This is a genomic window from Streptomyces kronopolitis (genome assembly GCF_050953795.1).
Classification (GTDB): Bacteria; Actinomycetota; Actinomycetes; order Streptomycetales; family Streptomycetaceae; genus Streptomyces; species Streptomyces kronopolitis_A.
In genome coordinates this window covers 1,381,317-1,401,597 of sequence record NZ_CP191850.1, presented here as the reverse complement: position 1 = coordinate 1,401,597, position 20,281 = coordinate 1,381,317, and the positions used below count along the sequence as shown (strand labels likewise).

The following is a 20,281-nucleotide window of genomic DNA, read 5'->3' as shown; positions in this document are numbered from 1 at the left end:
CCGCGACGACGTCACGAGCGGCGGGACGGCCCGCGGCCGCCGCGGGCCGAAGTCGAGTGAGGAGACCAGTGGAACGCCGTGCACCCCTCATCGGCAGGGACCACCAGGTCGGCGTGGTCGCCGACGCCCTGCGTCCGGCCGCCGCGGCACGGACCCTGCTCGTGACCGGTGAGGCCGGCGCGGGCAAGACCGCCGTGCTGGACCAGGCGCGGCGCACGGTGGCCCAGGAGGGGGCCAGGGTGCTGCGGCTGGACGGCGAGAGCGGCATCGGGCCGACCGGGGCCGCCGCCCTGGCCGACGCCGTCTGCGAGGTGCTCGCCACGGTCCACCACGAACGGTTCCCGGCCCACCTCACCGCCGTGCGCCGGGCGCAGTCACGCGGTGACGCCGGCGAGTTGACCCTGCTGGCCACCCTGGGCGAGACCCTCGCGGACGCGGCGTGCCAGGTGCCGTTCGCCCTGGTCCTCGACGGCGCCGAGCGGCTGCCCGGGCCGACCGCGTCCGCGCTCCAGCTGATGCTGCGGGTGTTCCGGCCCGCCGGTGTGCCCGTGGTGCTGGCCGGGCGTCCCGCGTCCGACGGCCCGGCCGGCGCCCCCGACCTGGCGGCGGCGGCCGACCGGGTGCTCGACCTGCCGCCGCTGCGCCCGGACGACATCGGTGAACTCGTCGGACAGCACCTCGGCCGCCCCGCCGAACCCGCGCTCCTCGCGGCGGTGCGGCGCTCCCTCGGCCCGCTCGCCGGCAACCCCGCGGCCGTCCTGTCGGTGCTCGCCGCCCTGCACGCCGACGGCGGCCTGGTCGACCTCGACGGCCGTACCGGCCTGGCCGGAGCGGAGGACGACCTGCGGCTCACCACGGACGCGGAACCGCTGCGCCGAGTCACGGCCGGCGGCACGGACACCGCCGTCGTCCTGGCCGGCCTGCTGCACCGCGCCGAGCTGCGTCCGACGGACCTGCACGGCCTGGACCCGTCCTGCGGGGCGCTCGCCGCGGACCTCGGCCGGACGGTCGACCGGCTGGTCAGGGAACGGGCGCTGACCCTCGACGCGGACGGCCTGCTGGCCTTCGCCGTCCCCGCGGTGGCGGCGGCGCTGCGGACGCTGGCGCCCGGCCACGACGTCCGGTCGACGCACGCGGCCGTCGTGCGGGCGGTGACCGAGCGGCTGGGCCCGGCCACCAGTGGCGCCTGCCATCCGCCGCTGGCCGATCACGTCGCCGCCGCGGGCCCCGCGCTGCACGACGGGGTGGCGGTGCCGCTGCTGCTGGCGGCCGCCGCCAAGGACGCCCGCTCCTTCCACCCGCGGGCCGCCCGGGCCTACCTGTCCGCGCTGCGCCGGCTGCCGCCCAACTACCCCGCGACGCTGGGCGTGCTGCGCGAGGCGGCCGAACTGGGGCTGGGGTGCGGTGACCACGCCGGCGTCCTCGCGCTCGGCGAGCCGATCCTCGCCGGACTGCGGGACCCCGGCCCCTCCGACGGCGGCGGACGGGAGTTCGCCCTCCATGCCTGGGGGCTGTCCTCGCTCCACGAGCACCGCGCACCCCGCGACGGCGCGTTGCCCCGGGCCGTGCGCGCGCGGATGCCGCGGACGGCGATGCTGGCCGCGCTCGGCGGCCGGTACGGCATCGGCCCGATCACCCCCTGGCCGGACACCCAGGATCCGGCCCCGGCGGAACCGGCCCCGGACGGCGGTGGGCGCGGCGGCCGCCGGGGCCCGCTGCCCACCCGGGCCGAGCTGCGGACCCTGGCCGCCGCCGTGGGCGGCCACGAGGAACTGGCGCGGTCCGTGCACGAGTTACGGACGGCGGAGGGCGGTGTGCCGGACCTCGGACGGCTGCGGGACGCCGCGGCCTACGGCGACCTGGCGGCCGCCCTCCACGCCGTACTGGGCGAACGCTGCGTACCCGCCGGACACAGCGCCGCCGGCCGCTACCACGCCATGGTCCGCGACTACCTGGCCGGACGCTGGGACGACGCCTTGGCGGCGGCCCGTGGCATCGAGCGGCGCGGCCGCGCCCGCGGAGGGCCGGACACCGGCCAGCTGGCCCGGGCGCTGGCGGCCGAGATCCACTGCTTCCGCGGCGACCTCGGCCGCGCCCGCGAGTGGCTCGATCTCATCCCCGCCACGGTCGTCCATCCGCTGGTGGCCCGCGCCCGGCTGGGCGTGCGGTACTGGTCGGGGCAGCAGGACGCGGCACTTGCGGAGGCCTGGCACGACGTGCGGCGGGCGCGCGGGAGCGGCCTGCTCACGGGGGTCGAGCGGGTGCTGGTGCGCATCCTGGAGTTCGCCGAGGAGACCCGTCCGCGGCAGGCGCGGCAGGCCCTGGAGCAGCTGGCGGCCGTGCACGCGGAGGCCGACACGGCCATGACCCGCGAGGCGCTGTTCGCCGCCCGCGGGGTGCTGCACCGTGACGCCGAGAGCGCGCGCGAGGCCTATCTGTCGGCCGAGCGCCGCGGCGACCGGCACATGATGCTGTACTGCTGCCAGATCCTCGCCGAGGTCGCCGAGGAGCCCCAGCCGTGGCTGGCCGAGGCCGCGCGCGACACCCATCTGCTGTCCCTCGGACGACCCGGGCGGGTCCTGCTCGGCCGCTCGGCCCAGCGCCGCAACGTGCCGCTGCCCAGGGGCCGTTCGGCCCGCGAGGGCCTGAGCGAGGCGGAGGTGCGGCTGATCGGCATGGTCGCCGAGGGCGGGACCAACCGGCAGATCGCGGCCCGTCTGGCGTGCAGCGAGAAGACGGTCGAACAACGGCTGGCCCGGCTGTTCCAGCGCACCGGCAAGCGCTCGCGGGTGGAGCTGGCGGCGGCCTGGCTGGACGGCAGTCTGGCCGCACCGGCACCCGCACCCGGCCCCGGTCCGGACACCGCGCCGGCGCCGGGTACGTGGTCCGGCCCGGCCGGCGGCTGACCCCGCGGGACCGCACCGCTTAGGAAGCGCCCCCGGACCGCGCCCGTGCGGGCCCCGCCGGTACGCACCGCCAGGCGAGGCCCGCGGCGAGCAGATAGGCGAGCGCGCCGACGGCCATGCTCAGGCGGGTGCCCGCCTGGTAGTCGGTGGCGGTGGCCAGCAAGGTGCCGCCCAGGGCGACGCCGGTCGCGCTGCCGATCTGGCGGGTGGTGTTGAACACGGCGGAGGCGGTCCCCGCATACGACGCGGGGGCGGCGCCCATCACGGTGGAGGTCGCACCGGTCAGGGCGAACGAGGTGCCGAACCCCGCGGCCATCATCGGGGCCACCAGCAGCGGGTAGGCCGGATCGGTCCCCGCGGCGGTCCAGCCCGCCAGCCCCAGAGCGGCCAGCAGCATGCCGCAGACCACCAGCGGACGGTCGCCGGTGCGACGGCTGAGCCGACCGGACAGTACGGAGGCGAACATGGTCATCGCCACCGCAGGGAACAGCGCCGCCCCCGTGGCGAGGGCGCTGAACCCGCGCTGGTGCTGGAAGTCGAGGCTGGCGGTGAACACCATGCCGTAGAAGCCGAAGTTGAACAGCAGACCGATCACGGCCCCGCCGCTCAGCGCACGGGCCCGCAGCAGCTCCGGCGGCAGGGCGGGGGAGCGCGCCAGCCGCTCACGCACCGCCAGCCCCGCGATCGCCACGACGCACAGGCCCAGCCCGGCGACCACGTCCGGCGCCGACCAGCCCCGGCGCCCGGCCTCGTTGAGCGCGGCCGTCAGCAGCGCCACCGCCGCCACCACCAGGCACTGCGCCGGCCAGTCCAGCGCCCGGCCGGGCCGCCGGGGCGAGGGCGCCACCTGCCGCAACGTCAGCACCAGGCAAGCCACGCCGACGGGCAGGTTGATGAGGAACACCCACCGCCACCCCGCGGTCGACACCAGCAGCCCGCCCAGCAGCGGCCCGGCGGAGGCCGCGATGCCCGCCATCGAACCCCACAGCCCGAAGGCCCGCGAACGCGCGGCGGGCGCCGGGTAGGACTGCTGGAGCAGCGCCAGCGAACCGGGCACGATCAGCGCCGCGCCGAGCCCCTCCACCAGCCGCGCCACCACCAGGAACGGGGCGCTCGGCGCCAGCGCGCAGGCGGCCGAGGACACCGTGAACACGGCCACGCCCGCGCAGAACACCCGCCGGTTGCCCAGACGGTCGCCGAGCGCCCCGCCGGTCAGCAGGAACCCGGCGAAGACCAGGGTGTACCCGTCGGTGATCCACTGGATGCCGGTGAGCGAGGCGGAGAGGTCCCGGCCGATCACCGGCACCGCGACATTGATGATCGTCACGTCCAGGATCACCATGAAATACCCGGCGCACACCGCCAGCAGCGGCGCCAGGGACCGCCGCCGGGGCTCCGGGGCCGCGTCCGGTGGGGGCCCGGACGCCCCACCGCCGGCCGTCTCCGCGAACTCCACGCCGCCCACTCCGTCCCGTTCGCAGCCGGTCCCCGCCGGCGGGCGGAGGGCAGGCACCAAAGCGGTCGACAAGGACAGTACGGCGGACGGGACACACAGCGCGGTAACACGGCCAGTGGCGGCGGTCCCATCTGCGGGGGCCCGCCCGCTCAGGGCGGCCGGCGGCGGACGGTCGCCGGGGCCCGCGCGCTCACCGCATCAACCGTTCCAGGAAGTTGGGGCCGGGGAAGTCGTCGTCCCTCCCCGGGCGGGCGGGGCTCTTCAGCTCGACGGCGCCGGTGCACGCCACCCGGTCCGTCACCTTCGCGCACGCCACCGCGTTGCGCAGGTCCTTCGTGGCGAGCATGGGACTGACCGCCAGGCCCTCACGGCCCTCGGGGTGGGAGGTGAGCCGGGCATCCCGGCCGACCCAGATCGAGACCTTCTGCGCGCTGCCGGAGCGTGGCTCCACCTCCGACCAGACGGTGCCGCACAACGGGCTGAACCGCAGCCGCACGGTGTAGGTGGTGTCCGCGATGGTGCTCGCCGCCCGCGCGTCGCGACTGCAGCCGTACCTCCGCGGATACCGCCCCTGACACCGGTGCCCGTGGCACGCGTCGGACGGGCCCCATACCGAGCGCGGGCCGTGCGCGGGGATCTGCACCATGGTGGCCGCCGCGCCCATGGTCGCCACCAGCGCCGCCAGTGCGACCAGCGCGCCCATGCTCCGCAGCAGCCCGGCGCCGCGCGGCAGCCGCCGGGTACGACCGGACGGTTCCACCGGGACGGGAGCCGGGGCCGCCCACGGAGCCGGGTCCGGCGCGGGAGCCGAACCCGGGGCGGCAAGCGGCGCGGTCCGGGCGTGGTAGGCGGCGTCGTGGAGCAGCAGCAGGGGCTCCTGGTCCGCGCCGGCGACCTGGCCCAGCGCCACGACCGCGCCGCGCGGCGGCAGCTTCTCCCCGTTGAGATAGCGGTGCCAGGCGGACTTGCTGTACGGGGTCTTCCGGGACAGGCCGTCCAGGCTGAGCCCGGTCTGCTCCTTGAGCGCGCGCAGCTCCTCCGCCAGGAGCTGCGCGTCGGTATCGAGCGTGTCGGGCAGCGGCCGCCAGCGGGACACCATGTGCGCCTCCCCTCACCACCCCGCCTCCGCTCGGGGTGGTCGCTTCGGCGGCCCGGTCCGGCGGCCCGGGGCGGTGTCTGTTTCCTCCCGGATGGCGGAATGTGTACCCACGGGTTGCGGCGGGCGACACCCCCTACACACCGAACACCACATGTCAGCTCAGCGCTTTGTCATACAAGCGGAAGGTGCGCTTGCCGGCCGGACCCTCCGTGAACCCCAGGCACAGGCGCGGCGCGCCGTTGCCCGACAGCACGGCCAGGCCCTCCGGCTCCCGCGGCGTCAGCCCCGGCGCCGTACGGTCCAGCTGCTGCCACACCACCAGACCGGTCCGCAGATCCATGCGGTACAGCCGGGTGTTGCCGCCCGCGGACGCCGGGTTGCCGGTCCCGTACCCGCTGCCGAGGATCTGGTAGGCGTAATCGCCGTACAGGGCCATGCCCTGGAAGGGCAGCCCCAGTCCGGCGCCGGGCTGCGCGAAGTCGGCCAGCGGGGCGAACCAGCCGTTGCGGAACTCGTTCAGACCGTAGAGGGCGAACCGGGGTATGCCCTCCCTCTTGTAGCGCAGCAGCAGTTGGCGGTGGGTCACGTCCAGGGCCGGGAAATTGCTGGTGGAGCCGGGGACGGGGCGGTACGTGCCGAGCGCGTGGCTGCCGCGGTCCAGCACCTGCCCGGGCGCGAAGCGGAAGCGGCACACCCCGCGCCCGTAGCCGGACGACGGGTGGGCGTCCCACTCCGTCCACACCGTGACGGCGCCCGCGGACTCCTCCAGCCCGAGCGAGCCGCCGTGACCGAACCCCGTCAGGTACATGTGCCCGGCGTCGGCGCCGCCCAGGGTGAGCCGGTTCAGGCACAGATCCCCCCGCCGCGCGCGCTCCGCGTGCGAGAGCGCCGCCTTCTCGCCCGGGAGGCGGACCCCGCCCGCCACCACCTGCAACGCGTAGAGGTGGCCGTGCCGTTCGTCGACCGCGAAGGACTGCAGCACCGTGGGGTGCCGCAGCCGCCCGGCGAAGAACTGCCGGCCCGGCGCCGACAGCGCGGGCAGCCTGCGGTCCGGCGCCCGCGCGGCCCCCGCCCACTGCGCCGCCCCTGCCCACTGCGCCGGCGCGAGGGCGGCGGCCATCGCGCCCACGCCGAGACCGAGCACCGCTCGGCGTCCCGGTCGCGGTCCCTGCGGGTGTGTGACCATCAAGCGCTCCAAGAGGTCGGACCGGCTGCCCGCCCGCTCGCGATGCCGAACGGGCGGGCAGTCACGGGTCGTTCCCGGGTCACCTCGGCCCGGGGTCACTGCGGACGGAAGGGTCAGCCGTTGGCCACCCGGCACCACGGCAGGGCGCGGAAGGCGCGGACGTAGTGCGCGGAGACATAGCCACGGTGGTGGGTGAGCCGGTACCAGCGCGTGGTGCCCTGCACCCTGCTGCCGTTGGTCTTGCACCGCAGACCCCGGACACTGCCGTCGCGCACCGTGCCGATCACGCGGTAGCCGGTGCCCGGGCCGGAACGGACGTTCAGCGCCATTCCGTTCGGGGTCACCGCGCGGCCGTGCGCATGGGTGTGCCGTACCGCCGCCGTGCCGAGGTACGCGGGGTGCGGGCAGGAGTCGGCGACCGCGACCGCCGGGACCATGGCGAAGGCGGCGACCGCGGTGACGACGGCGTTGCGCAGCATGCGTCGGTTCATCGGATTCTCCTCGAGTGACGTGCGGTGCACCGGAGCGTGCCCCTGCGTCACTCAGCGTTTCCGACCGCACACGCGATGATGTGTCCCAGCCGTCCCAGGGAGGAAGTGGAACGCCCGGCCGCTCTCCGGGCGGTGCGGGGGTGGCGTGTCGGGGCCGCCGAGCGCCGGGGGACCGGCGCGTCGCGCGTACTAAGCGACCGCTTACGATGGCTGCGGTCCCTCACCGGGACCCCACTGGCCTCAAGGGGCCGCAAAGCACCCTCCGCCTCTACAGCGCCGGCAGGCGCGCCGATACCCAGGAGCACCACCCGTGAGCGTCGAACCCCTCCAGGTCCCCACCGTCCCGTACGGCGAACTGGTCCCCGTCACCGTCCACTTCGACGACCTCGACGCGCTCGGCATGCTCCACAACTCCCGCTACCCGCTGCTGGTGGAGCGCGCCTGGGCGGAGTACTGGCACGGCCGCGGCTTCGGCTTCGACGGCGACTGGGCCGCCGCGGGGGACATGTGCAACGTCATCAAGGAGATGCGGGTCTCCTACGAGCGTCCGGTCACCCGCCCCGGCCGCTATGCGGCGCACCTGTGGGTCGAACGCCTCGGCCGCACCGGCCTCACCTACGGCTTCGGCCTCTGCTCGGCCGACGGCACCGAGACCCACGCCCGGGGCCACCGGGTCCTGGTCCGCGTCGACGCGCAGACCCTGCGGCCCACCCCCTGGTCCGACCGTGCCCGCGCGGTCGCCGCCGACCTGCTCCGGCCGGCGGAGGCAGCGCAGGAAACGGAGGCGGACGCGGCCTGAACCGGCCGGCCGGGGGTGTCGGGACGGCTTCAGGCGTGCAGCGTGGGCCGGTAGATGAGTTCTTGGACGTCTCCGTCGAGTGTCCGGCTCTCCAGCAGGTCGAGGTCGAAGTCGGCCGCACCCCGGAAGACCGGTTGCTCACCGGTCCGCCCGGTGATCACGGGGAAGAGTGTCACCTGGACGCGGTCGACCAGGCCGGCGGCCATCAGCGCCCGGTTCAGCGAGACGCTGCCGTGCGAGCGCAGCGGCACCTCGGACTCCTCCTTGAGCCGGGCGACGACGTCGACGGCGTCACCGCTCTCGACGGTCGCGTCCGGCCAGTCGAGCGGTCCCTCCAGGGTGGTCGACACCACCGTCGCGGGCAGGTGCATCATCCGGGTGACCCACGGGTCACGCCCCGACTCCTCGAACGCCGGGGCCAGCAGCTGCGCGAACGTCCGATAGGTGTGGGCCCCGAGGACCATCCGCTGCTCGGCCTCGTACAGGGCGAGCCGGCGGTCGAGCAGTTCGGGGCCCTGCTTGCCCCAGTAGCCGCCCCAGTCGCCACTGCCGGGGCGGCCGTAGCCGTCGAGGGTGGAGAAGACGTCAAAGGTGTAGGTGGCGGTCACGAAGCTCTCCTCGGGTGCGGTGGAGCGGGTACGTGGAGCGGGCGGGACGTCACGGCGAGACTCCTCGCTTTTGACGGCGGACGGGTGAGAAACCGCTGTCCTGGGCCCCGGATGAAGCCGCCGGGAACGACGAAGGGTCCCCGCCTCAAGAGAGGCGGGGACCCTTGTGTGGAGCGCCCGGCAGGCCTTGCACCTGCATTTCCCGCCGGCTGGCGGGCGTCTTTCCTTGGACCACAGACGCGTGACTCCGTGCTGTGCACCGAGCTTGCGTGATGATCATACATGGCGCTCCGGCGTGTCGCGCCCGCGTGTCCACCTGTCCGACGCGGTCGCCGACCCGTCTGTCCTTCCTGCCGCTGACACCGTGCGGATCGACGGTGCGGCACGCCGCCCGGCGCTCACGGCCGCTCCAGCCCGCCGGCCACCGTACGGGGGGTGCCGGACGGCGCCCGGCGCGGCACCCGCAGCACCCGCGCCCCCGGCACCAGCCCGCAGGCCAGCGCCGTGACCAGCACGAACGACATCGTCAGCGAGGTCGCCTGGGCGATACCGCCGATCGCGGACGGGGCGATCAGGCCGGAGGTGTAGGTGAGGGTGGCGACGCCCGCGATGGCCTGGCCGGGCGCGGGGCCGCTGCGTCCGGCGGCCGCGAAGGCCAGCGGGACCACCACCGCGATGCCCAGCCCCAGCAGCCCGAACCCGGCCATCGCCAGGGCCGGATGCCGGGCCGCGACGATCAGCAGACCGCCCGCGGCCGCCAGCACCCCGCCGGCCCGCACCGTCCGCACCGGACCGAAGCGGGCCACCACCCGGTCGCCCACCAGCCGCGCGGCGGCCATCGTGCAGGCGAAGGCGGTGGTCGAGGCGGCCGCCGCCCCGGCGTCGGTGCCCAGCCGGTCGCGCAGGTAGACCGCCGACCAGTCCAGCCCGGCGCCCTCCGCGAACACGGAGCAGAACCCGATGGCCCCGATGACCAGCGCCGACCGCGGCGGCAGCGCGAAGCGCGGCGGCGGATGCGCATCGGGGGAGTCGCGCAGATCCAGCACTCCCCGGCAGGCGAGCGCGCCACAGACGGTCAAGAGGCCCGCGGCGCCGGCCAGATGGAGCCGGGCGTCCCACCCGGCGTGCGCGGCGAGGGTGCCGGACGCCGAACCGAGCAGCGCGCCGACGCTCCACATCCCGTGCAGCCCCGACATGATCGGCCGGCCGAGCAGGTCCTCGGTCTCCACCCCCAGCGCGTTCATCGCCACGTCCGCCATCCCCGAGGCCGCGCCGTACGCCAGCAGCGCCGGGCACAGCGCGGACAGGCCGGGGGAGAGGGCGGGCAGCGCCAGGGACAGGGTCCACAGCGCGAGCGGACCGCGCAGCGCCGTACGGGACCCGAAGCGGTGGCTGATCCGGCCGGCCAGCGGCATCGCCAGGGCGGCGCCGATCGCCGGGAAGGCGAGGGCGAGCCCGAGCCGCCCGGGAGCGAGACCGGTGTGCTCCTGGATCCAGGGGATGCGGGTGGCGAAGCTGCCGGTGACCGCGCCGTGGACGAGGAACACCAGGGCGACCGCCCGGCGCGCGCGGCGCGGTCCGCCGGGCGGCCGGCCGTGCTCGGGCGGAGGGAGGGCGGCCATGGGCCGTAAGGTATCCGCGCGCCGGACGCCCCGTCACCCGCCGGTCCTGACGCCCTGTCACCCGCCGGTGCGGGCGGCGCCCCCGCCCGTGCGTGCCGCGAGGAACTCGGCGTAGGTCCGCCGCCCGTCGGCGTGTTGCGGGGTGAGGTTCTCGCCCCGGCGCAGCGCCGCGCCGCCGGCGCCCGGCAGCCACAGCGGCACCAGCATCCGGCGCCGTCCGCCCGCCCGCAGCGTGGTCCGCACCAGGTCCCCGGCCGTCAGCACCTCGGGCCCGCCCAGGTCCGTGACCCGGCCCGCCGGTGCGCCGGCCGCCAACCCTGCCAGCCGGTCCGCCACTTCGGCCACCTCGACCGGCTGCACCCGCACGCCCGTCGGCACCGGCAGGACCGGCGACCGGGCGCCCGCCTTGATCACCCCGAGCACGAGGTCGTGGAACTGCGTCGTCCGCAGCACCGTCCAGCCGGTGCCGGAGTCCTCGATCAGCCGCTCGACGGCCAGCTTGGTGCGGTAGTAGCCGAACGGGATGCGGTCCACCCCGACGATCGAGATGTACACCAGGTGCCCGACCCCCGCCTCCCGCGCCGCCCGGACGAGCCGCCCGGCCGCCTCCGTGTCACCGCCGGCCGGCGACGAGGCGCAGTGCACGACCGTGTCCGCGCCCGCCACCGCCTCGGCCAGCCCCGTGCCGTCGCGCAGATCGACCGCGTGCGAGTGCAGCCGCGGCCGCCCCGCGCCGGTGTGCGGCCGTCTGCTCAGCGAGTGGACGTCGTGACCGTCGCCGAGCAGCCGGTCGACCAGGACCTGCCCGAGTGTGCCCGTGCCGCCGGTCACCAGAATTGTCGCCATCGCGGATCAGTCCTCGCAGGAGAAGTAGAGGGGGACATGTGCTGTCCCGTTATGACGGAACACGAGTGCGCTCCGTGACAGGCGGCGCGCCGAGCGTTGTGAGGCAGCCCACAGGGCTTCGCCCGCATGGGCGACGACGGGGCATGGCAGACTGAGGCTGTACTGACATAAAAGCAGCAGCGCACTCCGGGGTCGGTGTAATTCCGAACCGGCGGTAACAGTCCGCGACCCGTCCGCAGCCAGCGGCCGGTTGAGCAGGTGAAATTCCTGCACCGACGGTGAAAGTCCGGATGGGAGGCAGTGCGCGGCGGGCGAGTTTCGGTACACCGCCGTCGACGGCGCGTCCGGTCATTTTCCCGGACGGTCCGTGCATTTTCGGCCGCGGTGTCGCCGTGGCGTCGTTTCCGCTTCTGTCGTCCAGACAGCCCCGGAGTCCGTGCCCGATGAGGCAGGAGGACCCGGTGGCCACCGCAGCCCCCGTCGAGACCGCGGCGATGCGCCGAGCCATCGAGCTCGCCGCGCGCGGCCTCGGGCACACCAGCCCCAACCCCGTGGTCGGCTGCGTCGTCCTGGATTCCGAGGGGCGCACCGCGGGCGAGGGCTGGCACCGCCGGGCCGGCGGGCCGCACGCCGAGATCCACGCCCTGCGCGCCGCGGGCGAGCGGGCCCGGGGCGGCACCGCACTGGTCACCCTCGAACCCTGCAACCACACCGGCCGCACCGGCCCCTGCGCCCGGGCGCTGATCGACGCCGGGATCGCCCGCGTCGTCTACGCCGTCGCCGACCCCGACCCGACCGCCACCGGCGGCGCCGCCACCCTGGCCGCCGCAGGACTCGACGTCGAGGGCGGACTGCTCGCCGACGAGGCCGCCGCCGGCAACGAGGCCTGGCTGACCGCCGTCCTGCGCCGCCGCCCCTTCGTGCTGTGGAAGTACGCCGCCACCCTCGACGGCCGGGTGGCCGCCGCCGACGGCACCAGCCGCTGGATCACCTCGCCCGAGTCGCGCGCCGATGTGCACCGGCTGCGGGCCGCCGCGGACGCCGTGATCGTCGGCTCGGGCACCGCCCGCGTCGACGACCCGCAGCTCGGCGCCCGGATCGGCGGGCTCACCGACGACGAGATCAGCCAGCCGCTGCGGGTCGTCGTCGACTCCGGCGCCACCGCGGTCAGGGCCGGTGCCCGCGTCCTGGACGGCACCGCGCCCACCCTCATCGCGGTCGCCGAGGACGCCGACACCGGCCACCTCGACGGTCTCGCCCCGCTCGTCCGGCTGCCGCGCGCCGCCGACGGCCGCGGACTGCACCTCCCCGCCCTGCTCCAGGCCCTGTACGCACGCGAGGTGCGCTCCGTCCTGCTGGAGGGCGGGCCCACGCTCGCCGGGGCATTTCTCGCCGCCGGGGCCGTCGACAAGGTCGTCGGCTACCTCGCGCCGGTGCTGCTCGGCGCCGGACCGGCCGTCCTCGGTGACGCCGGAATCACCACGCTCACCCAGGCGTTGCGGCTCGATGTGACCGGCACCGAACGGCTCGGCCCCGATCTGCGCGTCACCGCCACGCCCGTCCACCCCGCCCTCCACGAGGAGAACTGACGTGTTCACCGGAATTGTCGAAGAGCTGGGCGAGGTCGTCGCCGTGGAAGACCTCGGTGACTCCTCCCGCTTCCGACTGCGCGGCCCCCTCGTCACCGAGGACGCCAAGCACGGCGACTCGATCGCCGTCAACGGCGTCTGTCTGACCGTCGTGGACACCGCCGACGGCGAGTTCAGCGCCGATGTGATGGCCGAGACGCTGCACCGCTCCAGCCTCGGCGCGCTGTCCGCCGGCTCGCGGGTCAACCTCGAACGCCCCATGGCGCTCGGCGGACGGCTCGGCGGCCACCTCGTCCAGGGTCACGTCGACGGCACCGGCACCCTCGTCGAGCGCATCCCCGGCGAACACTGGGAGATCGTCAAGGTCGCGCTGCCCGCCGCGCTGTCCCGCTATGTCGTCGAGAAGGGCTCCATCACCGTCGACGGCGTCAGTCTGACCGTGGTCGACGCCGCGGACGACTACTTCACCATCAGCCTCATCCCCACCACCCTCGCGCTGACGACCCTGGGCCTGAAGAAGGCCGGTGACCCCGTCAACCTCGAGGTCGACGTCCTGGCCAAGTACGTCGAGCGGCTGCTGGGCCGCGGTTCTGCGTACGGCGCAGCCGCCGGCGACCGCACGGACCTCGACGAGATCAAGGAGATGGACCGGTGAGCGCCCTGGACGCGCTGAACGGCGAGGCCTTCACCGCCTTCGGCCAGCACGTCATCTGGTCGGACATGATCGGCAACACCATCGGTCTGGCCGCCCTGGCGCTCGGCTGGCGGCGCTCGATCTGGACCTGGCCCGCCCAGTTCCTCTCCGGCCTGATCCTCGTCGCCGCCTACGCCTCCGCCCACCTCAGCGGCGGCGTCGGCAAGCAACTCCTGGTCATCGGGGTGGCGTTGTGGGGCTGGCGGCAGTGGCAGCGCGGCCGCCGGCAGGCCCAGGACGGCTCGGTGGCCGTGCGCTTCGCCTGCCGCCGCGAGCGCGCCGTGCTGCTCGCCGGCACCGCCGTGGGCACCGCCGCCGTCGGCACCCTGTTCACCCTCATCCCGCAGCTGTCCTGGAACCCCTGGCCGGACGCCTACATCTTCGTCGGCACGCTCGCCGCGATGGTCGCCCAGGCACGCGGCCTGGTCGAGTTCTGGTTCGCCTGGCTGCTGGTCGACGTCGTCGGCGTCCCGCTCGCCTTCAGCAGCGGCCTCGCCTTCTCCGGCCTCGTCTACGTCGTCTATCTCGCCCTCGTCGGGTGGGGCATGCGCGACTGGTGGCTGCGCTCGCGCGCCGCCGATCGCACCGTCCTGGAAGGAGCAGCGGCATGACCGCACTGCAGAGCTGGTACGACACCGAGGACGGCGAGGCGCTGGCCCTCGACCCCGTCGAGCAGGCCATCGCCGATATCGCCGCCGGCCGCCCCGTGGTCGTCGTGGACGACGAGAACCGCGAGAACGAGGGCGACCTCGTGCTCGCCGCGGAGAAGGCCACCCCCGAGATCGTCGCCTTCATGATGAGCGAGTGCCGCGGACTGATCTGCGCCCCCATGGAGGGCCCGGAACTGGACCGGCTCGCCCTCCCGCAGATGGTCGAGCACAACACCGAGTCGATGCGGACCGCCTTCACCGTCTCCGTCGACGCCACCGTCGCGCACGGCGTGACCACCGGCATCTCCGCCGCCGACCGCGCCACCACCCTGCGGCTGCTGGCCTCCGGCGAGTCCGTGGCCGGCGACTTCGTGCGGCCCGGCCACATCTTCCCGCTGCGTGCCCGGTCCGGCGGCGTGCTGGTCCGCGACGGCCACACCGAGGCCGGCGTCGACCTCGCCCGGCTGGCCGGCCTGCGCCCGGCCGCCGCGATCGTGGAGATCGCGGGCGAGGACGGCACGATGCTGCGGCTGCCCGAACTCGTGCCGTTCGCCCGCAAGCACGGCCTGTCGATCATCTCCATCGAGGACCTGATCGCCTACCGCCGGTCCGCCGAGCCCACCGTCCGCCGCGAGGCCACCACCCGGCTGCCCACCGCGCACGGCGAGTTCACCGCGCACGGCTACCGTTCCACCGTCGACGGCGTCGAGCACATCGCACTGGTCGCCGGCGACCTCGGCGACGGCGAGGACGTCCTGGTCCGGGTCCACTCCGAGTGCCTGACCGGCGATGTCTTCCACTCGCTGCGCTGCGACTGCGGCCCCCAGCTGGAGGCCTCGCTCCAGCGGGTCAGCGAGGTCGGACGCGGAGTGGTGATCTACCTCCGGGGCCACGAGGGCCGCGGCATCGGCCTGTTGTCCAAGCTGCGCGCCTACGAACTCCAGGAGCGCGGCCGCGACACCCTCGACGCCAACCTCGAACTGGGGCTGCCCGCCGACTCCCGCGACTACGCCGCGGGCGCGCAGATGCTCCAGGACCTCGGCGTGCGCTCGCTGCGCCTGATGACCAACAACCCCGAGAAGACCGCCGCCCTGGTGCGGCACGGTCTGCGGGTCACCGGCCGCGAGCCGATGCCCGTCCAGGCCGGCGAGCACAACCTGCGGTACCTGCGCACCAAGCGGGACCGGATGGGGCACGACCTGCCCTGGCTGGAGCGCGGCGCCGCCGGATCCCCGCCGCAGTCCTCGGACCCGTCCCGGCAGGGACCCGGTGCGGGAGAGCCCCCGGCCCCCGGCCCGTCCGACGGCACGCCCCCGGTGACCGCGACCACCTGCGACAACCACTGACCACCCGGCACCACGCCACCCCCACCACCCCATCACCCGTACGAGGAGAACCGTGAGCGGCAAGGGCGCACCCGAACTGACCGTGAAGAACTGTGGCGACCTGCGGGTGGCCGTCATCGCGGCGCAATGGCACGAGCGGATCATGGACGGCCTGGTCGACGGCGCGCTGCGCGCCCTGACCGAGCTGGGCATCGACGAGCCGACGCTGCTGCGGGTGCCGGGCGCCTTCGAGCTGCCCGTCGTCGCCAAGGTCCTGGCCGGCCGCGGCTATGACGCGGTGGTCGCCCTCGGCGTCGTCATCAAGGGCGGCACCCCGCACTTCGACTACGTCTGCCAGGGCGTCACCCAGGGCCTGACCCAGGTCGCGGTCGACACCGGCGTACCGATCGGCTTCGGCGTGCTGACCTGCGACACCGAGCAGCAGGCCCTGGACCGGGCCGGCCTTGAGGGATCCGTCGAGGACAAGGGCCACGAAGCGGTCACCGCCGCGGTCGCCACCGCCGCGACCCTGCGCACGGTGTCCGAGCCCTGGCGCTGAGACGCCCGCCCGCGACCCGTCGGCCGAGGCGCTGCGCGCCGCTGTAATTCAACCGCGTAGGGTAGTCACCATCATGTCCAAGAAGACGTTCGAGGAGCTCTTCGCCGAGCTCCAGCAGAAGGCCGCCACGGGCGACCCCGCCACCTCCCGCACCGCCGAGCTGGTCCAGGCCGGTGTCCATACGATCGGCAAGAAGGTCGTCGAGGAGGCCGCCGAGGTCTGGATGGCCGCCGAGTACGAATCCGACGAGGCCGCCGCCGAGGAGATCTCCCAGCTCCTCTACCACCTCCAGGTCATGATGGTCGCCAGGGGCATCTCCCTGGACGACGTCTACGCCCACCTCTGATCCCGCTTCCCGCTTCTCCCCGCAACCCCAGCTGTAAAGGAACTCGCTCTCATGCTGCGCATCGCTGTCCCCAACAAGGGTTCACTGTCCGAGCCTGCGTCGGCGATGCTCCATGAGGCCGGCTACCGCCAGCGCAAGGACCGCAGGGAACTGGTCCTGGTCGACGCGGAGAACGAGGTCGAGTTCTTCTTCCTGCGGCCCCGCGACATCGCCGTCTACGTCGGCTCCGGCAAGCTCGACATCGGCATCACCGGCCGTGACCTGCTGCTGGACTCCGGCTCGCCGGCCGAGGAGATCCTCCGGCTCGGCTTCGCCGGCTCGACGTTCCGCTACGCCACCCGCCCCGGGACCGCCAAGGACGTCAGCGAGTTCGGCGGCATGACCGTCGCCACCTCGTTCTCCGGCCTGGTCACCCAGCACCTCGCCGAGAACGGCGTGGACGCCTCCGTCGTCCACCTCGACGGCGCCGTGGAGACCGCCATCCAGCTCGGCGTCGCCGAGATCATCGCGGATGTCGTGGAGACCGGCACCACCCTGCGCAACGCCGGCCTGGAGATCATCGGCGAGCCGATCCTGAAGTCCGAGGCCGTGGTCATCCGCGGCACCGGCGCGCCCGACGACGACCCGAAGGTCCGCCAGTTCCTGCGCCGTATGCAGGGCGTCCTGGTGGCCCGCCGGTACGTGATGATGGATTACGACATCCGTGTCGAGCACGTCGAGAAGGCCGTCGCCCTCACCCCCGGCCTGGAGTCGCCGACCGTCTCCCCGCTGCACCACGAGGGCTGGGTCGCGGTCCGCTCCATGGTCCCGTCCAAGGACGCCCAGCGGATCATGGACGAGCTCTACGACCTCGGCGCCCGCGCGATCCTGACCACCGGTATCCACGCCTGCCGGCTGTGACCCGCGGCCGCCGATCACCGGCGTCCCGCCCCTCCCGACGACCCGCCTCACCCCGACGGAAGACCCACGACGTGTCCGCGCCCCTGCCCAGCCTCCCGGTGACCTTCCGGCCGACCCGCACCCGGGCCGTCCTGTACACCGTCGGCATCGCCCAGCTCGCCGCCCTCACGGCGATCGCGCTGGCGCTGCCGAAGCTGACCGGCGGCGAACGGCTCAGCTTCGTGATCACCGGACTGCTGGTGCTGGCCGTCCTCCTGCTGCTCAGCCGTCCCAAGGTGGTGGCGCGGCAGGAGGGCCTCACGGTCGTCAACCTCACCACGAGGCGTGAGCTGGCCTGGGCCCAGGTCCTGCGGGTCAACCTCCGGGCCGGCGACCCCTGGGTCCATCTCGACCTCGCCGACGGCACCAGCCTGCCCGCCATGGGCATCCAGCCGGGCATCGCCAGGGAGCAGGCCCTCCGCGACGCCCGTGCGCTGCGCGGTCTCGCCGAGAAGCACGGTGCTGTCGGCCACACGGCCGGGTGAGCCTGCCCTAATCGGGGTCCCCCTGTTTACTCTGTTCTCCGGGGCGCAGCACGCGCCCTGCCCCCTGGTGGGCTCACCACGAACCGAGGAGTGACTCCCTCCGGCAATGGACGGATCGTCCTGTAGTACCTGCGCCGCCCCTCCCCAACCCCCGCACACCACGGAGGCGGCGGCATGACCGGCCCCGTGCTGCTGCTCGCCGCGGCCCTCGTCCTGATCCTGGCCAACGGCTTCTTCGTGGCCGCCGAGTTCGGACTCGTCACCGTCGAGAAGGCGGACGCCGAACGCGCCGCGGCCGACGGTGACCGCCGCGCCCGCACCGTCGTCTCCGCCCTGCGGGAGCTGTCCTTCCAGCTGTCCGGCACCCAACTGGGCATCACGATCACCTCGTTGGTGGTCGGCATGCTCGCCGAGCCCGCGCTGGCCCAGCTGCTCGCCGGGCCGCTGCTCGCCACCGGCCTGCCCCGGGGCGCGGTCCCCGGCACCGCCGTCGTCCTCGGCATGCTGCTGGCGTCCGCCGTCCAGATGGTCGTCGGCGAGCTGGTGCCCAAGAACTGGGCGGTTTCCAAGCCGCTGCCCGTCGCCCGGGTCGTCGCCGGCCCGCAGCGGGCCTTCTCCCGCTTCTTCCGCCCGGTGATCACCCTGCTGAACACCGTCGCCAACCGCCTGGTCCGTGCGCTGGGCGTGGAGCCGACCGACGAGCTGGCGTCCGCCCGCACCCCCGGCGAACTGGTCTCACTCGCCCGCCACTCCGCCCGCGCGGGCGCCATCGAGCAGGACACCGCGGATCTGTTCGTCCGGACCCTGTCGCTGGGCGATCTGACGGCCGAGAACGTCATGACCCCCCGGGTACGGGTGAGCGCCCTCCAGGCGTCCGCGACCGCCGAGGACGTGGTCAACCTGACCCGCGCCACCGGACTCTCCCGCTTCCCCGTCTACCGCACCCGCCTCGACGAGATCGTCGGCATGGTGCACCTCAAGGACGCCCTGGCCGTGCCCACCCATGACCGGCTGCGCATACCGGCCGGCCGGATCGCGGTGCCGCCGCTGCTGGTGCCCGAGACGCTCCCGGTGCAGCCGCTGCTGGAGCGGCTGCGCAGCGAACAGCCGATCGCGGTGGTCGTCGACGAGTACGGCGGCACGGCCGGCGTGGTCACCCTGGAGGACATCATCGAAGAGCTCGTCGGCGAGGTCCGGGACGAGCACGACCGCGTGGACCTGCCCGAACTCGGGCAGGCCCCGCCGGAGGAGGGCCGCCCCGCCTGGGACGCCGACGGCGGCTGCCGGGTGGACACCCTGCGGCGGATCGGCCTGGACGCCCCGGAAGGACCGTACGAAACGGTGGCTGGACTGGTGGCACACATACTCGGCCGGATCCCGGCCCCGGGCGACATCGCGGAACTCGACGGCTGGCGGCTGCGGGTACGGCTGGTCTCGCACCACCGCGCCGAGCGGATAAGGATCGTGCGGACCGCGACGATCACCCCGCCGGCCGCCCCCGAGGCACCCCGCGAGCCCGTCACCGCCGGCGCGGAGGTGACCCGATGACGCTGGCCCAGCTGTTCTTCGCGCTCCTGCTCGTGCTCGCCAACGGCTTCTTCGTCGGCGCCGAGTTCGCGCTGGTCTCCGTGCGCCGCAGCCAGATCGAACCGCTGGCGACCGAGGGCTCCACCCGCGCCCGGCAGGTGCTGCACGGTCTGGAGAACCTGCCGCAGATGATGGCCGCCGCCCAGTTCGGCATCACCGTCTGCTCCCTGACGCTCGGTGCGGTCGCCGAGCCGACCGTCGCCCGCCTCCTGGAGCCGCTCTTCGAGGCGGTCCGGCTCCCGGCGGCGCTGATCCACCCGCTCGGCTACGTCATCGCCCTGGCCCTGGTGGTCTTCCTCCACCTCGTCATCGGCGAGATGGTCCCCAAGAACCTGGCGATGGCGGCGCCCGAGCGGACCGCCCTGTGGTTCAGCCCCGGGCTCGTCGCCTTCGCCCGGCTGTGCCGCCCGGTCACCGCGCTGCTCGGCGCCTGCGCCCGTGGGGTGCTGCGGCTCTTCCGGGTGGAGCCGAAGGACGAGGTCGAGGCGGTCTTCACCAGCGAGCAGCTGACCCACCTCGTGGAGGACTCCGGCCAGGCGGGCCTGCTCGACCCGGCGGAGCAGGAGCAGCTCTCCGACGTCCTGGAACTCGGCAGCCGTCCCGTCACGGACGTCCTCCTCGACCGGGCGGCCCTGGTCACCGTCGAACCGACCGTGACCCCCCGCCAGGTGGAGGAGCTGACCGTCCGGACCGGCTACTCGCGCTTCCCGGTGTGCGCGGCCGGCGGCGCGTACATGGGCTATCTGCACGTCAAGGACGTCCTCGACCTGGAGGAACGGGACCGTGCGGTGCCCCAGCGGGTCTGGCACCCGATGACCACCCTGCGCGCCGAACTGCCCCTGGACGACGCGCTGACCGCGATGCGCCGGGCCGCCTCCCACCTGGCGGCGGTCGCCGACGCGACCGGCCGGGTGCTCGGACTGGTCGCGCTGGAGGACGTCCTGGAGATGCTGGTCGGCGAGGTCCGCGACCCGGCCCACCACCGGGCCCCGGCCGCCCGCGCCGGCCGGCGCGGCGCGGGGGAGCGGGTCACCGAACCCCGCGAGGAGGCGTCGCTGCCCGCGGAGGACCGGGCGCTGGCGGGCTGAGGTCTC

The 20,281-nt window shown here is 74.5% G+C and carries 19 protein-coding genes and 1 riboswitch; of the genes, 12 read left to right on the top strand and 7 right to left on the bottom strand.

What is annotated here, in order from left to right; all coding sequences use genetic code 11:
• The first annotated feature begins 68 nt into the window (after window positions 1-68).
• The gene (locus ACQP17_RS05970; RefSeq protein WP_433855308.1) at window positions 69-2,906 is read left to right on the top strand and encodes an AAA family ATPase; all 2,838 of its coding nucleotides are present in this window, start codon (window positions 69-71) and stop codon (window positions 2,904-2,906) included.
• Window positions 2,907-2,925: 19 nt separating this feature from the next.
• On the opposite strand, the gene ACQP17_RS05965 is transcribed toward ACQP17_RS05970, so the two are convergent.
• From ACQP17_RS05965 to ACQP17_RS05950, 4 genes are all read right to left on the bottom strand, one after another.
• Window positions 2,926-4,284, bottom strand: a complete 1,359-nt coding sequence (locus ACQP17_RS05965; RefSeq protein ID WP_433859838.1) for an MFS transporter — start codon at window positions 4,282-4,284, stop codon at window positions 2,926-2,928.
• Between the two features lie 268 nt (window positions 4,285-4,552).
• Entirely contained in the window at window positions 4,553-5,461 is a 909-nt protein-coding gene (locus ACQP17_RS05960; RefSeq protein WP_433855307.1) for a helix-turn-helix domain-containing protein, read from the bottom strand.
• Window positions 5,462-5,615: 154 nt separating this feature from the next.
• Window positions 5,616-6,605 (bottom strand): teichoic acid biosynthesis protein C, encoded by a 990-nt coding sequence (locus ACQP17_RS05955; protein ID WP_433855306.1) that lies wholly within the window; start codon window positions 6,603-6,605, stop codon window positions 5,616-5,618.
• Window positions 6,606-6,760: 155 nt separating this feature from the next.
• Entirely contained in the window at window positions 6,761-7,138 is a 378-nt protein-coding gene (locus ACQP17_RS05950; RefSeq protein WP_433855305.1) for an SH3 domain-containing protein, read from the bottom strand.
• Between the two features lie 310 nt (window positions 7,139-7,448).
• On the opposite strand from ACQP17_RS05950, the gene ACQP17_RS05945 reads away from it, so the two are divergent.
• On the top strand, window positions 7,449-7,937 hold the full coding sequence (locus tag ACQP17_RS05945) for an acyl-CoA thioesterase (RefSeq protein ID WP_433855304.1): 489 nt from the start codon (window positions 7,449-7,451) through the stop codon (window positions 7,935-7,937).
• A 29-nt stretch (window positions 7,938-7,966) separates the two neighbouring features.
• Here ACQP17_RS05945 and ACQP17_RS05940 read toward each other — a convergent pair whose 3' ends face one another.
• The 3 genes from ACQP17_RS05940 to ACQP17_RS05930 all read right to left on the bottom strand — a co-directional run bounded on the left by ACQP17_RS05940 (window position 7,967) and on the right by ACQP17_RS05930 (window position 11,013).
• Window positions 7,967-8,545 (bottom strand): dihydrofolate reductase family protein, encoded by a 579-nt coding sequence (locus tag ACQP17_RS05940; protein ID WP_433855303.1) that lies wholly within the window; start codon window positions 8,543-8,545, stop codon window positions 7,967-7,969.
• A 398-nt stretch (window positions 8,546-8,943) separates the two neighbouring features.
• Window positions 8,944-10,167 carry an MFS transporter gene (locus ACQP17_RS05935; RefSeq protein ID WP_433855302.1) on the bottom strand — a complete coding sequence of 408 codons (1,224 nt, stop codon included), beginning with the start codon at window positions 10,165-10,167 and terminating at the stop codon, window positions 8,944-8,946.
• 57 nt (window positions 10,168-10,224) lie between these two features.
• Window positions 10,225-11,013 carry an SDR family oxidoreductase gene (locus ACQP17_RS05930; RefSeq protein ID WP_433855301.1) on the bottom strand — a complete coding sequence of 263 codons (789 nt, stop codon included), beginning with the start codon at window positions 11,011-11,013 and terminating at the stop codon, window positions 10,225-10,227.
• Window positions 11,014-11,190: 177 nt separating this feature from the next.
• A riboswitch (FMN riboswitch) is annotated at window positions 11,191-11,321 on the top strand.
• A gap of 135 nt (window positions 11,322-11,456) precedes the next feature.
• On the opposite strand from ACQP17_RS05930, the gene ribD reads away from it, so the two are divergent.
• From ribD to ACQP17_RS05880, 10 genes are all read left to right on the top strand, one after another.
• Window positions 11,457-12,602, top strand: coding sequence for a bifunctional diaminohydroxyphosphoribosylaminopyrimidine deaminase/5-amino-6-(5-phosphoribosylamino)uracil reductase RibD (ribD, locus tag ACQP17_RS05925; RefSeq protein ID WP_433855300.1), 1,146 nt, complete (start codon window positions 11,457-11,459; stop codon window positions 12,600-12,602).
• 1 nt (window position 12,603) lies between these two features.
• Window positions 12,604-13,257 carry a riboflavin synthase gene (locus ACQP17_RS05920; RefSeq protein ID WP_433855299.1) on the top strand — a complete coding sequence of 218 codons (654 nt, stop codon included), beginning with the start codon at window positions 12,604-12,606 and terminating at the stop codon, window positions 13,255-13,257.
• Window positions 13,254-13,907: a nicotinamide mononucleotide transporter family protein gene (locus tag ACQP17_RS05915; protein ID WP_433855298.1), complete on the top strand. Its 654-nt coding sequence runs from the start codon at window positions 13,254-13,256 to the stop codon at window positions 13,905-13,907. The genes ACQP17_RS05920 and ACQP17_RS05915 overlap by 4 nt, the downstream gene beginning before the upstream one ends.
• Window positions 13,904-15,292 carry a bifunctional 3,4-dihydroxy-2-butanone-4-phosphate synthase/GTP cyclohydrolase II gene (locus ACQP17_RS05910; protein WP_433855297.1) on the top strand — a complete coding sequence of 463 codons (1,389 nt, stop codon included), beginning with the start codon at window positions 13,904-13,906 and terminating at the stop codon, window positions 15,290-15,292. The genes ACQP17_RS05915 and ACQP17_RS05910 overlap by 4 nt, the downstream gene beginning before the upstream one ends.
• Before the next feature lie 52 nt (window positions 15,293-15,344).
• Window positions 15,345-15,830 carry a 6,7-dimethyl-8-ribityllumazine synthase gene (ribH, locus tag ACQP17_RS05905; RefSeq protein ID WP_364876354.1) on the top strand — a complete coding sequence of 162 codons (486 nt, stop codon included), beginning with the start codon at window positions 15,345-15,347 and terminating at the stop codon, window positions 15,828-15,830.
• A gap of 73 nt (window positions 15,831-15,903) precedes the next feature.
• On the top strand, window positions 15,904-16,176 hold the full coding sequence (locus ACQP17_RS05900; RefSeq protein ID WP_006607416.1) for a phosphoribosyl-ATP diphosphatase: 273 nt from the start codon (window positions 15,904-15,906) through the stop codon (window positions 16,174-16,176).
• Between the two features lie 51 nt (window positions 16,177-16,227).
• On the top strand, window positions 16,228-17,076 hold the full coding sequence (gene hisG, locus ACQP17_RS05895; RefSeq protein ID WP_433855296.1) for an ATP phosphoribosyltransferase: 849 nt from the start codon (window positions 16,228-16,230) through the stop codon (window positions 17,074-17,076).
• Between the two features lie 71 nt (window positions 17,077-17,147).
• The gene (locus ACQP17_RS05890; protein WP_364876357.1) at window positions 17,148-17,600 is read left to right on the top strand and encodes a PH domain-containing protein; all 453 of its coding nucleotides are present in this window, start codon (window positions 17,148-17,150) and stop codon (window positions 17,598-17,600) included.
• 174 nt (window positions 17,601-17,774) lie between these two features.
• Complete coding sequence (locus ACQP17_RS05885; protein WP_433855295.1) at window positions 17,775-19,148, top strand: hemolysin family protein; 1,374 nt, start codon at window positions 17,775-17,777, stop codon at window positions 19,146-19,148.
• Window positions 19,145-20,275, top strand: a complete 1,131-nt coding sequence (locus tag ACQP17_RS05880) for a hemolysin family protein (RefSeq protein WP_433855294.1) — start codon at window positions 19,145-19,147, stop codon at window positions 20,273-20,275. The genes ACQP17_RS05885 and ACQP17_RS05880 overlap by 4 nt, the downstream gene beginning before the upstream one ends.
• The last annotated feature ends 6 nt before the right edge of the window (window positions 20,276-20,281 follow it).